The organism is Qipengyuania zhejiangensis (assembly GCF_035607565.1).
Lineage (GTDB): Bacteria > Pseudomonadota > Alphaproteobacteria > Sphingomonadales > Sphingomonadaceae > Qipengyuania > Qipengyuania zhejiangensis.
In genome coordinates, this window is the sequence record NZ_JAYKGO010000003.1 from 1,320,634 (window position 1) to 1,332,946 (window position 12,313).

Sequence of the window (12,313 nt, forward strand, 5' to 3'; positions counted from 1 at the left end):
ATCAGGCGAGCGCCGCGAGAATACCCGCGGCGCTCGTTACGCTGAGCACGAAGCCCACCAGCGTCAGCATGATGCGGGCAGGAAGGAATCTGGCCACCAGCGCGCCGGCTGGTGCGGCCAGGATTCCCCCGATCAGCAGGCCGAGCGTAGCACCGGCAATCGCCTCGACCCCGAAGTGGGCGAGGAACGCCGCGGAAATTGCGATGGCCACGAAGAATTCGGCGCAATTCACCGTTCCCACGACCTTGCGCGGCATCGCCCCCTGAACCAGCAGGTTCGAGCTGACGACCGGCCCCCATCCGCCGCCACCGATCGCATCGAGGAAACCCCCGACAAGGCCAAGCGGCGAGGCGAGGCGCGGTTCGTGCCGCTCCATCCCGCCGCGTATGCCGCGATACAACAGGTAGGCACCCAGAAGCATCAGGTACGCCAGGACGAAGGGCCTGACGGCCTCTGCCTCGATCTGCGACAGGCCATAGGCACCCAGTGCGCCGCCGATGACCCCGAACAGGGCGAGGCGGAGCAACAGTGGCACGTCGACGTTTCCCGCGATGAAATGGCTCATGCCGGAAGCGGCGGCGGTAAAGCATTTTATGACGTGCACCTTGTAGGAAGCGTGGGCAGGCGGCACGCCCAGCATCGCGACAAGCATCGTGTTGGCAATGGCACCAAACGCCATCCCGAGCGCGCCATCGACCAACTGCGCGGCAAAGCCGACCGCCACGAACGGCAGCAGTTCCTCCAGACCGGCAAGCGCCACGTCCATCGTGAGAAAGGTCCTCCTAAGGCGGCGACCGTCTCCACTTACGCGTGCGCCATTTGTGCCGTCATGCGGGATTCCCCTCGGGCATAGTCCGAATTTCGCTCGTCTCGTCGTGGATTGTCCCCCGGTCGTCGTCCGGTTCATGCGCGCGCAAGCGCCAGCTTGGGAAAGGCGCGCAACGTGTTCGAAAATGCACGTGAAAGGACTTGAAATGAAAAAGACAACTGCACTGGTCGCAATGGCTGCCGCAATGGCCGCCGCCCCCGCTATGGCGCAGGACCAGAACACCGCACCCGGTGGTCTGTATGTCGGCGCTCTGGCCGGTTACGAAGGCCTCGATGTCGAATCGGGTGACGGCAGCGTGACAGCTGACGCCGATTCAGCGGTCTATGGTATCTCTGCCGGCTATGATCTTTCGCTCGGCAGCGCCTTCGTCGGTGTCGAAGGTGAAATTTCGAAAAGCGGCGGTTCCACCACCTTCCCCTCCACCTTCGGCGGGGCGCGTGACGGCCTCGAAGCCGATGGCCAGTATTACATCGGCGCCCGTGCCGGCTTCGCCGTAACCCCGGGCATCGCTGCCTATGGCAAGGTGGGGTACACCGCGCTCGACACGCGTGCGTTCACCTCGGCTGGCACGCTTGGCGAACTGGACGAAAATGCGGACGGCCTGCGCTTTGGCGGCGGTTTGCAGATCCAGCTTCCCGGCCCACTGGAAGGGCGCATCGAATACCGCCGCTCGCAATACAAGAACATTGCCGACAGCGATTTCGGCGATGCCACGACCAACCAGGTCGTTGCCGGTATCGGCGTGCGTTTCTAACCGCAATCATGACCAGGGAAGGGCCGCCTCGAAAGGGGCGGCCCTTTTCATTTGCGTCGAAAGCGGAAGTACCAGACTTCGTGGCCGTACACGGTGCGCGCCTTGTTCTCGTATCGCGTTTCGGGCCAGCCTGACGGGCGGTTGGACCAGCTGTCGCGCCCGTCCACGATCCATTCGAATTCGTCGGTAAAGCGGCGCATCACCATCAGGGCGTGGCGCAGGTAGACCGCATGGTCGGTGCCAAAGCGGAACTCGCCGCCGGGCTTTAGCTTGTCCGCAATCATCCGAACCGGGCCATCGTTCATCATGCGGCGCTTGACGTGCTTGTTCTTGGGCCAGGGGTCCGGGTGCAGCAGATAGAGCATGGTCAGGCCGCCATCGGGCACGCGGCGCAGCACTTCCAGGGCATCGCCATGCTGGATGCGGACGTTGGCCAAAGTCCGGTCGCGCACGTGGGTCAGCGCCTGCGCCACCCCATTTACGAAGGGTTCGGCACCGATGAACCCGTGGTCGGGCAACATGTCGGCGCGTTCGGCCATGTGTTCGCCGCCGCCGAAACCGATCTCGAAATGCAGGGGGCGGTCGAAGCCGAACAGACGCTCGGCCGTAACCGGTCCTTCTGGCGGGACCGCGATCTGCGGCAACAGCCTGTCGATCAGGTCCTGCTGGCCGCTGCGCAGGGGTTTGCCCTGGCTGCGCCCGTAGAGCCGGTTGATCGTTGTCGGATCGCCTTCCTTGAATGCCGTCATGGGGCGGCCACGTAGCGGCCTACCCCCACGCCGTCCAGATGCCGTATCCGCTGGTAAGCGACAGCGCGATCCCGACGAGGATCAGCATGAGCTTGGGACTGAAGTGCTTTGCCGCCACGGCACCGAAGGGCGCCGCTGCAATCCCGCCGATGATCAGGCCCGCCGTAGCCCCCGCGATATGCGACAGGCCGAGGTGGTAGATGAAGGCGCCCGAAATACTCAAGGTCAGGAAGAATTCGACCGAATTGACCGTGCCCACCACCTTGCGCGGTTCCGCCCCCTGGACCAGCAGGTTGCTGGTAACGATCGGTCCCCAGCCGCCGCCGCCTGCGGCGTCGAGGAAACCGCCGACGAGGCCCAGCGGGGCGACGAATTTCGCCTCGCGCAGCTTGGGCGGATACAGCAGCCCGCGCACGAGCAGCCACAGGCCGATCCCTGCCAGATAGACCAGCACGAACGGTTTGATGGTGTCACCGTCGATCGATGTGAGCAGGTAGGTGCCCGCAAGACCGCCCATGATGCCGGGCACCAGTAGTCGGACGAACAGCTTCTTGTCGATGTTGCCGTTGAGAAAGTGGCTGAGACCCGATGTCGCGGTGGTGAAGCATTCGACCAGATGGACGCGCTGCGAGGCGAGGGCGGGGGGAACGCCCAGCAGGCCGACCATCAGCGTGTTGGTGATGACGCCGAAGGCCATGCCCAGCGCGCCGTCGATCATCTGGGCGGCAAATCCGATCAGGATGAAGGGGACGATCGCCCCCAGGTCGAAACCGAACAGTTCCATAAGAAGGGGGCGCCTTTCGCCGATTGAATACCGTGCGAATACAGCCCCTGACGGGCGCTGGCGAGTGATGAAAAACTGCGTGGATCAAAAGCAAAACGCCCGGAGCCGATGGCGGCATCCGGGCGTTCTCGCTGTTTCCCGTCCAGGAAAAGTGGTGTCAGGCGGCTTCCGCCTCTTCGTTGGGATCGCGCAGGACATAACCCCGGCCCCAAACGGTTTCGATGTAATTGTCGCCGCTGCAGGCATGGCTCAATTTCTTGCGCAGCTTGCAGATGAAGACGTCGATGATCTTCAGTTCGGGTTCGTCCATGCCGCCATAAAGGTGGTTCAGGAACATTTCCTTGGTCAGGGTGGTGCCCTTGCGGAGCGAAAGCAGCTCCAGCATGGCGTATTCCTTGCCGGTCAGGTGAACGCGGGCCCCGTCGACTTCGACGGTCTTGGCATCCAGGTTCACGGCCAGCTTGCCGGTGCGGATGATCGACTGGCTGTGGCCCTTCGAGCGGCGCACGACGGCGTGAATGCGGGCAACCAGTTCTTCGCGGTGGAAGGGCTTGGTCACGTAATCGTCAGCGCCGAAACCGAAGCTGCGGATCTTGCTGTCCATTTCGGCAATGCCCGACAGGATCAGGACCGGCGTCTGCACCTTGGCGACACGCAGTTTCTTGAGCACGTCATAGCCGTGCATATCCGGAAGGTTCAGGTCGAGAAGGATAATATCGTAGTCGTAGAGCTTACCCAGATCGAGGCCTTCCTCGCCGAGGTCGGTCGAGTAGACGTTGAATCCCTCGGTAGTGAGCATAAGCTCGATCGCTTTTGCCGTTGTCGGCTCGTCTTCGATCAGCAGTACACGCATGGGTGGTCCCCCCTTGGCCCCTAACTCGCGGTAACTCCTCGCTAAGAGGTGTTGCGCTCTATTAACCACACAAGATTTGAACAAAAAAGGTTAACAGCAGGTAAAGCGCGTTAACATTTTTGAGTGTGGCAGCAGGGACTCACAAGGACCGGAGCTTCTTTTCGCGCCGCCGTTGGGCGCTCGACCCGATGCCGATCGCTTCGCGGTACTTCGCGACGGTTCGGCGGGCGAGGTCGAACCCCTCTTCCTTGAGCAGGTTTGCCAGCGCCTCGTCGGACAGGACTTTCCTGGGATCTTCCGCATCGCACAGGGCGCGGATGCGCGCCTTGATCGCTTCGGAGGAAGCGCCTTCGCCGTCGGCCGCCGCGACCCCGCTGGAAAAGAAGTACTTCAGTTCGAAGGTGCCGCGCGGGCAGCTGAGATACTTGTTGCTGGTCACACGGCTCACCGTGCTTTCGTGCATTTCGATCGCTTCGGCCACTTCGCGCAAGGTCAGCGGCCGCATCGCGGTGACGCCTTGCCTGAGGAACCCTTCCTGCCGCTTCACGATCTCCGCGGCGGTTTTCAAGATGGTTCGCTGGCGCTGGTCGAGCGCGCGGATCAGCCAGTCGGCTTCGCCCAGTTGTTCGTTGAGCCAGGATTGCGATGCCTTGTCGCGCGCGCCCGCCTTCAGTTCGACATAATAGTCGCGATTGACCACGAGGCGCGGCAGGCTGGCTTCGTTGAGGTGTATGTTCCAGCCCCCATCGGCGCCGGGAGAAACGAGTACGTCGGGCACCACCGCCGCTTCTGCTCCGCCACCGAAACGGCACCCCGGCTTGGGATCGAACGATCGCAGTTCCGCCAGCATGTCGGCGAAATCCTCGTCGTCCACCTGGCACAGCCGTTTCAGCCGGGCGACTTCGCCTGCCGCGACAAGATCGAGATTGTCGATCAGGCGGGCCATGCACGGGTCGTAGCGGTCCGCCTCCTTTGCCTGAAGCGCCAGGCATTCGGACAAGGTGCGCGCGCCGATGCCCGTGGGGTCGAGCGACTGGACAAGGTCCAGAGCCCGTTCGACATCAGCCAGCGGTGCGCCCAACTCCTCGGCAAGGTGGCGCAGGTCGGTGTGGAGATATCCCGCTTCGTCCAGGTCGCCGATGATCCGCAGGGCGATGATGGCTTGTCGGGGATCGCTGGTGACGGAACCCACCTGGTCGGTCAGATGCTGCGCCAGTGTCGGCCCGTCGGCCGACCGGTTTTCCAGATCGGGAAGATCTTCGCCCATGCCCCCGGCGCTGGCGGCGCGGCCCCAGTCCCCGATGTCGCCCGGCGCGGCTTCGGGATCGAGCGCGTGATCCGCTACATCGAGCGCGCTTTCCCCGTCGAAATCGGGTGCGCTGTCATGTTCGCCGGGTTCGGGCGGTGCATCCTCACCGGCGTCGCGCCGGACCTCGCCCATCTCCAGCAAGGGGTTGGACTCGAGCGCTTCGGTAACGAAGGTCTCGATTTCCAGATTGGACAGCGCCAGCAGCTTGATCGCCTGCTGGAGCTGCGGCGTCATCACAAGCGATTGGGTTTGCCGGAGGTCTAGCCTCGGACCCAGGGCCATGGTTCAGCTCCCGGCGCGCCCGCGCATCACAGGGTGAAACTTTCGCCGAGGTAGAGGCGCTTGACGTTCTCGTCGGCGACGAGCGCCTGCGGCGTACCTGCGAACAGGACCTGCCCGCCGTAGATGATGCAGGCGCGGTCGACGATTTCCAGCGTTTCGCGGACATTGTGATCGGTAATCAGCACGCCGATGCCGCGCGTCTTGAGATCACGTACGAGGTCGCGAATGTCGCTGATCGAAAGCGGGTCGATGCCGGCAAACGGTTCGTCCAGCAGCATGATCGATGGCTTGGCCGCCAGTGCGCGGGCGATTTCGCAGCGTCGCCTTTCACCCCCGGACAACGCCATGGCCGGGCTTGTGCGCAGCCGTGTCAGGCCAAACTCGTCGAGCAGCCGTTCGAGTTCCTGCGCCCGCGTGTCCGCATCGGGCTCGACCATTTCGAGCACGCAGTTGATATTCTGTTCAACCGTCATGCCGCGAAAAATGCTGGTTTCCTGGGGCAGATATCCCAGGCCCAGGATCGCGCGGCGATACATCGGCAGGTTGGTGACGTCTTCGCCGTCCATCAGAATGCGGCCCGCATCGGGGCGAACCAGCCCCATGATGGAATAGAAACACGTTGTCTTGCCCGCACCGTTGGGGCCGAGAAGGCCAAGCACTTCGCCCTTGCCGACGCTGAGCGAAATATCGGTCAGCACCGCGCGTTTGTCGTAGCTCTTGGCGATCGAGATCACCTCGAGACCGCCCTGCGGAATAGGGGGAGCCGCGTCGTGGACGGGGTCGGGAGCGGTGGCGGTTTCGATGTCGGCCATGGCTGCGCCATACGCAGGTCGAACCGCGCTGAAAACCCCGTGCACCCCATTGTTCGACGAATTGGCAGGATTCATGCATGAACCGCATTGGGGCACCGCCGCGCAACTTTCGCACACCAGCTTGCCATGTTCCGGCAAATTTGAAACAATGCGACTCGGGCGAGAAAAACTGGGGAGAGACCGATGGTCAAGACGCTGGACAACAGCCATCCTGCAAGCAAGGCCGGTGAAGCGGGTACCCGTGACTGGCGCAAGGCGATGAGCGACAATGTCGCGATTGCGCTCCTGGTTTATACCGGCCTCCAGATTTTCGTGACCGTACAGGCCATGAAGGTGGGGCTGACCTCCACCGCACCCTACTTCATCCTGATCATCCTGGTGGTTGCGATCATCCCCTTCTGCCGCAAGTTCGAGCATCGCTGGACTGCCGTTCCCGAAGACCACGCGCACGACCCCCAACTCGCATCGGCCTTCCGGCGTGACCAGGTAACGCTGTGGGTGTTGGCCATCGGCGTGCCGTTCCTGCTCACCGGTTTCTTCCGGTTGATTTTCGCCTGACGCTGCGTGGCGGTTGCCTCGCGCAGGCGCCGCCCCTACCTCCGTTTCCATGATTGCAAACGGAACTTCAAACCGATGATCGGTAGTGACGAAGCGCTGGCCCGGTGCCAGCAGCTGGTCGAGCTCGCGCGCGCGAAGGGGGCTGACGCTGCCGATGCGGTGTGCCGCGCGGCGGCATCCGAAAGTGTCGGCGTGAGGCTGGGCGCGCTGGAGGATGTCGAACGTTCCGAAAGCGAAGAGATCGGCCTGCGCGTTTTCGTGGGCGCGCGTTCCTCCTCGATCCACACCAGCGATTTTGCGCCCGAAGGGCTGGCCTTGCTGGCCGAGCGTGCGGTCGAAATGGCGCGGATCGCACCCGAGGATGCGTATGCAGGGCTGGCGCCCGAAGACCGGTTGTTCAACGGCCAGATGCCGGACCTCGAACTTCTCGATCATGACGAACCGACGCCAACCCAGCTGCGCGAAGCAGCGCTTGCCTGCGAAGATGCGGCGCGCGATGTTCCGGGCGTCACCAACTCGAACGGCGGCAGCGCCAGCGTATCGCGAACCGTTTTCGGTCTCGCAACATCGCACGGGTTCGCCCGCGGCTACGCCACCGGTTCGCACACGCTTTCGGCCAGCGTGGTTGCCGGGGAAAGCGGCGCAATGCAGACCGATTACGCCTATCGAACCACCCGTTACCGCAGCGATCTGCCAGGTCCGCAGGAAATCGGAGAGGAAGCGGGCCGGCGCGCAACGCGCAAGGTCGGGCCGGTCTCCATCCCGTCACAAAGAATGCCGGTCGTTTTCGATCCACGCGTCGGCGGCGGCGTGCTGGGGCACCTGCTTTCGGCAATGTCCGGACCCGCCATCGCGCGAAAGGCCAGCTTCCTGATCGGGCGCGAGGATGAACAGCTGTTCGATACCGGCCTGCGCATCGTCGAAGATCCGCTGCGTGTGCGCGGCCTGCGATCGCGCGTGTTCGACGGGGAGGGGGTGGGTTGCCGCCCGCGCACACTGGTCGAAGACGGCAAGATCACCGGCTGGCTGACGAATGTCGCATCGTCGCGCCAGCTTGGCCTGCCGCTTACCGGGCATGCCGGTCGGGGCAGCGGAGGGGCGCCAGGGGTATCGCCCAGCAACGTTATGCTCGAAGCCGGGTCTGTCAGTGTGGCCGAACTGATCGCCGATATCGAGGACGGCCTGTTCGTCACCGACCTGTTCGGCCAGGGCGTCAATCTCGTCACGGGAGACTACAGCCGCGGAGCCAGCGGTCTGCGTATCCGCAACGGCGAACTGGCCGAGCCCGTCGCCGAAATCACGATCGCGGGCAATCTGCCCGAAATGTTTCGCGCGCTGGTGGCGGCGAGCGATCTGGAACTGATCCGCGGTATCGACACGCCGACATTCCGCATCGACGGCATGTCGGTGGCCGGCGAATGACACGCCTGTTCGCCTTTCTTGCCGCGATCATCCTGGCTGCGCCGCTTCACGCGCAAGTGGTGGAAAGCGCCCCGGCGGAACCGGTTGAAGCGCCCACCCCTGTCCAGACCATAGCCGCCACTCAGGACGAGGGCGCGGACGAGCGGATCGCTGGGCGCATATCGGGCATCTTTGCCGAACTCCCGGCTTTCGAGCAGGTGGATGTGGCGGTCAGCGAAGGCGTTGTTTCGCTGTCGGGCACGGTCCCGCGCCAGGAAGATATCGCGCGCGGCGAGGCCATCGCGATGCGGGTGTCGGGCGTGGTCACGGTTGAAAACCGGCTCGAACGCGATGTGTCGCTGTCAGCGGACGGGGCGGGGATCGCCAGCGTGGCTGACCGGTGGGATGGCTTCGTCAAGCTGCTGCCGCTGATCGGGGTTGCGCTGGCAATCTGGGGGCTGATCGTGACAGCCGGCTATATTATCGCAGGCCTCGGGGCGCTGTGGCACAAGCTGGCGCCGAACAGTTTCCTGGCCGAGCTGATCGCCAGCGCGATCCGCTTCATCTTCATCATCGGTGGCCTTGTGATCGCGCTCGACATAATCGGGGCAACCGCCCTGCTTGGTGCGGTCCTTGGCGGGGCCGGGGTCATCGGCATCGCGCTGGGTTTCGCAATGCGCGATACGATCGAGAACTACGTCGCATCGCTCATGCTCAGCCTGCGCCAACCGTTTCGCGCCAACGACTGGGTTCAGATCGACACATACGAAGGCCGCGTGATCCGGCTTACCAGCCGCGCCACCATCCTGATGACGCTCGACGGTAATCACCTACGCATTCCCAACGGCCAGGTCTTTCGCTCCGTTATCCTGAATTACACGCGCAATCCGCAGCGCCGGTTCGAGTTCGACCTGGGCGTCGATGCCGATGACGATGCGCTCGCCGCCCGGCAGCTGGGACGCGACACGCTGGCCGGTCTGGAGTTTGTGTTGGCCGATCCGCCGCCCGAAGGCCGGATCGTCGAAGTCGGGGATTCCAATGTCGTCATCCGGTACCTCGGCTGGATCGACCAGAACGAGGCGGATTGGTGGAATTCGCAGACCTTTGCCATTGCAGCGGTGAAACGTGCGCTGGAAGATGCCGGCTTTGCCCTGCCGGAGCCGATTTATCGCCTGCGGTTCGATCAGCGCACCCAGCCGCTTCCGTTTGAAAATATCGCCAGGGGCGGCGTCAAGGCATCAGCCCCGACCCCGGCGCGCAAACCGGCCGCAACCCAAACCGTGGCGCCCGACGTTTCGCCCAAGGACGATATCAGCCAGATGGTCGAAGCCGAGCGGCGCGAGGCGGGCGGCGGGCAGGACAAGGACCTGCTCGACCAATCGCGCCCCGTGGAATGATCGGGATTTACTTGTCGGCTTCGTAGCGTTCGATTGCTTCGATCACGATGCGGCGCGCTTCGGCAGCATCGCCCCACTTGCCGACCCGGACCCACTTGTCGGCTTCGAGATCCTTGTAGTGGGTGAAGAAGTGTTCGATCTGCTGGAAGATGATCGATGGCAGATCCTTGGTTTCGCCCACGTCCGAATAATACGGGAAGGTCGTGTCCACGGGAACGCAGATCAGCTTTTCGTCTCCGCCGTGTTCGTCTTCGAGGTTCAGCACGCCGATGGGGCGGGCGCGCACGACACACCCGGCAATGAAGGGCGAACGCGCGATCACCAGCGCATCCAGCGGATCGCCGTCCGGGCTGAGCGTGTGGGGTACGAAGCCGTAATTGGCCGGATAACGCATCGGCGTGTGCAGGATGCGGTCGACGAACAGCGCCCCCGATGCCTTGTCGAATTCGTACTTCACCGGTTCACCGCCGGTGGGAACTTCGATGATGACGTTGAGGCTTTCGGGCGGGTTGTCGCCCACGGGGATCATATCGATGCGCATCGGTTCTCTTCTCAGTAGCGAACGGCCCCTCTCCCCAGAAAGACTTCGGGCCGCGCCCTAAAGCGCACGGGCGCGGCGGGCAAGCCCTTGGCGTCGAGTTATTTGCGCCGCGGCGACAGCAACAGGTCGAGGCCTTGCTCTTTTGCGCCGACCCGTTCCAGCCACGCGAAACGCACGCCTTCGAAATACGGCAGATCGAGCGTTTCGAACCGGTCGCCGCGGCGTACGATCAGGCGCGGTGCGACCTTGCTTTCCTGCGCGTCCCGCAACGCTTGCGCCAGGCGATCCTGCGTAAACGCCATGCCGTCGACGGCCACGATCCGGGTATCCGGCATAAGCCCTGCGTCGAAGGCCACCGAGCCCCAGGCAGTCCCGGAAACCTTCCCGTCAGCCGCCACGGCAATGCCGAGCGAGCCGGAAAAATCGCCCTTGCCGCCGCTGCGCGCCTGCCGGGTGTAGGGGTTGGGAACATCGCGCCAAACCAGACGGTACCCCCCCAGTTCGATCCCCGCCAGCGGGGCGGGCTGCCCCGCCTCGCCCATGCGGCTGCCGAGGAATGCGTCCCAATCGTGGGGGTAGACTTCGTTCAACGCCGCCACGATGTCGGACCGGTCGTAAGGGAGCACGTCCCATTCGCCGTCCCGCATGCCGAAGAAGATCTTGGCAAAATCGTCCAGCCCGCGCCTGCCTCTGGTTCCCTGGCGGATGATCTGGTCGGCTTCGAGCCAGACCAACCCGGCTTCGCGATAATAATCGCGGTTCCGGCTGAGCGAGGGGAAGGGCCGGTCGGCCGAATACCCCAGCATCGGATCGAAGGTCGAATCTTCGACGCTGCGCCATTCGCGCCCCGGCTGAGTGGAATAATAGGCGGCACGTTCGGCCAGAAAGCCCAGCACCTGATCCTTTGGCATGAAGCCCGACCGCGCGGCCAACACCCAGTCCCAGAACGAAGTCTGCCCTTCGTAAACCCACAACAGCCGTGCATCGAGCGGCGTATGATAATCGGGCGCGGTCAGTCCGGCGGGGCGGCGGAATTTGCCGTTCCAGCTGTGCACGAACTCGTGCGGCAGCAAGGAATTGTCATAGGTGTTGCCAGCGAAGTCGGAAAGGTCGTCGGTGGTCTGGGTGTTTTCGCTCGACCGGTGATGTTCGAGCCCGATGCCGCCAAGCTGGTCGGTCAGGGCGAGCAGGAAATCGTAATGGTCGAAATGCTTCGCCCCGAAGGTGGCCAGCGCTTCTTCGACGAGCGCGCGCCCAGCCCCGATGGCCTCTTCGTCGGCCTCGAGGTTCTTCGCCTCGTCGCCGAACGCCTCGAGGTCGACGGAATGGCCAAGCTCCCAGCGGCGATGGTGCTTGCCCGCGAACAACGGCGAATCGACCAGCGTTGCATAATCGGTTTCCGCGTAGCTCACCCGGCCACCAGCCACCTGCGCCCCATCGAGGGCGCCTGCCGCGACCCAGCCTTCGGGCAACAGCACACTTGGCTTCACGCGCAGCAGCCCCACGTCATAGCCGGCCGGGTATAGGGTCATCTTTTCCCACTGCACGTTCAGCATCGCGTCGGTCATCAGCACGCGCCAGCCCTGACCGGGGAAAGGCGATGCGTAGGTGATCTCGGCGCTGACCTGGGTCGCGCCAGCGGGCAATGCCAGCCGGAAGGCATAGGGTTCGCCCGTCACGCGTTCCCAGGCAACAGGGCCTGCATCGCTGGCAAAGGACAGCCGCGACACGCGCTGGATCTGGCCCGACGGTGCGTGGTTCCCGGGCAGCCACTTGGGATAGACGAGCACAAGGTCGCGCGTATCGGGTGCAAGAGGAATTGCCTGACGTGTCGTAAACGCGCGGCTTGCCGTGTCCCGTGCATCGACTTCGATCACCATCGTGCCGGGATATTCCGCGGCGCGAGTCGGTGGCAGGGGGCTTTCGGCCGGGTGCGCGGGCGCGGATTGCGCGGCCAGCGGTGCGGCAAGGGACAGGGCGACAAGCGAAGCAAAGGTGCGAAACATGGCGCCCCTGTGCCTTGTCGGACCTGCCAACGCAATCG

The 12,313-nt window shown here is 63.9% G+C and carries 12 protein-coding genes; 4 read left to right on the plus strand and 8 right to left on the minus strand.

Features of this window, described 5'->3' with window-relative positions; genetic code table 11:
• Position 1: 1 nt before the first annotated feature.
• Positions 2 to 766 carry a sulfite exporter TauE/SafE family protein gene (locus tag VR863_RS14250; RefSeq protein WP_324829129.1) on the minus strand — a complete coding sequence of 255 codons (765 nt, stop codon included), beginning with the start codon at positions 764 to 766 and terminating at the stop codon, positions 2 to 4.
• Between the two features lie 208 nt (positions 767 to 974).
• Here VR863_RS14250 and VR863_RS14255 point away from each other — a divergent pair, with 208 nt between their 5' ends.
• On the plus strand, positions 975 to 1,583 hold the full coding sequence (locus VR863_RS14255; protein WP_324829130.1) for an outer membrane protein: 609 nt from the start codon (positions 975 to 977) through the stop codon (positions 1,581 to 1,583).
• A gap of 47 nt (positions 1,584 to 1,630) precedes the next feature.
• Here the strand turns inward: VR863_RS14255 and trmB are convergent, their stop codons facing one another.
• The 5 genes from trmB to lptB all read right to left on the minus strand — a co-directional run bounded on the left by trmB (position 1,631) and on the right by lptB (position 6,372).
• Entirely contained in the window at positions 1,631 to 2,332 is a 702-nt protein-coding gene (gene trmB, locus VR863_RS14260; protein WP_324829131.1) for a tRNA (guanine(46)-N(7))-methyltransferase TrmB, read from the minus strand.
• A 19-nt stretch (positions 2,333 to 2,351) separates the two neighbouring features.
• Positions 2,352 to 3,116, minus strand: coding sequence for a sulfite exporter TauE/SafE family protein (locus VR863_RS14265; protein WP_324829132.1), 765 nt, complete (start codon positions 3,114 to 3,116; stop codon positions 2,352 to 2,354).
• A gap of 157 nt (positions 3,117 to 3,273) precedes the next feature.
• The gene (ctrA, locus tag VR863_RS14270; protein ID WP_324829133.1) at positions 3,274 to 3,969 is read right to left on the minus strand and encodes a response regulator transcription factor CtrA; all 696 of its coding nucleotides are present in this window, start codon (positions 3,967 to 3,969) and stop codon (positions 3,274 to 3,276) included.
• A 139-nt stretch (positions 3,970 to 4,108) separates the two neighbouring features.
• Positions 4,109 to 5,560 (minus strand): RNA polymerase factor sigma-54, encoded by a 1,452-nt coding sequence (gene rpoN, locus VR863_RS14275; protein ID WP_324829134.1) that lies wholly within the window; start codon positions 5,558 to 5,560, stop codon positions 4,109 to 4,111.
• A 26-nt stretch (positions 5,561 to 5,586) separates the two neighbouring features.
• Positions 5,587 to 6,372: an LPS export ABC transporter ATP-binding protein gene (gene lptB, locus VR863_RS14280; RefSeq protein ID WP_324829135.1), complete on the minus strand. Its 786-nt coding sequence runs from the start codon at positions 6,370 to 6,372 to the stop codon at positions 5,587 to 5,589.
• A gap of 183 nt (positions 6,373 to 6,555) precedes the next feature.
• On the opposite strand from lptB, the gene VR863_RS14285 reads away from it, so the two are divergent.
• The 3 genes from VR863_RS14285 (at position 6,556) to VR863_RS14295 (ending at position 9,728) form a co-directional block, all read left to right on the plus strand.
• Entirely contained in the window at positions 6,556 to 6,930 is a 375-nt protein-coding gene (locus VR863_RS14285) for a hypothetical protein (RefSeq protein ID WP_324829136.1), read from the plus strand.
• 75 nt (positions 6,931 to 7,005) lie between these two features.
• The gene (locus tag VR863_RS14290) at positions 7,006 to 8,352 is read left to right on the plus strand and encodes a TldD/PmbA family protein (RefSeq protein ID WP_324829137.1); all 1,347 of its coding nucleotides are present in this window, start codon (positions 7,006 to 7,008) and stop codon (positions 8,350 to 8,352) included.
• The gene (locus tag VR863_RS14295; protein WP_324829138.1) at positions 8,349 to 9,728 is read left to right on the plus strand and encodes a mechanosensitive ion channel family protein; all 1,380 of its coding nucleotides are present in this window, start codon (positions 8,349 to 8,351) and stop codon (positions 9,726 to 9,728) included. Before VR863_RS14290 ends, VR863_RS14295 begins: the two co-directional genes overlap by 4 nt.
• Before the next feature lie 7 nt (positions 9,729 to 9,735).
• Here VR863_RS14295 and ppa read toward each other — a convergent pair whose 3' ends face one another.
• Both ppa and VR863_RS14305 read right to left on the minus strand, forming a co-directional pair.
• Positions 9,736 to 10,269, minus strand: a complete 534-nt coding sequence (gene ppa, locus VR863_RS14300) for an inorganic diphosphatase (protein WP_324829139.1) — start codon at positions 10,267 to 10,269, stop codon at positions 9,736 to 9,738.
• A 98-nt stretch (positions 10,270 to 10,367) separates the two neighbouring features.
• Complete coding sequence (locus VR863_RS14305; RefSeq protein WP_324829140.1) at positions 10,368 to 12,275, minus strand: M61 family metallopeptidase; 1,908 nt, start codon at positions 12,273 to 12,275, stop codon at positions 10,368 to 10,370.
• Positions 12,276 to 12,313 lie beyond the last annotated feature (38 nt).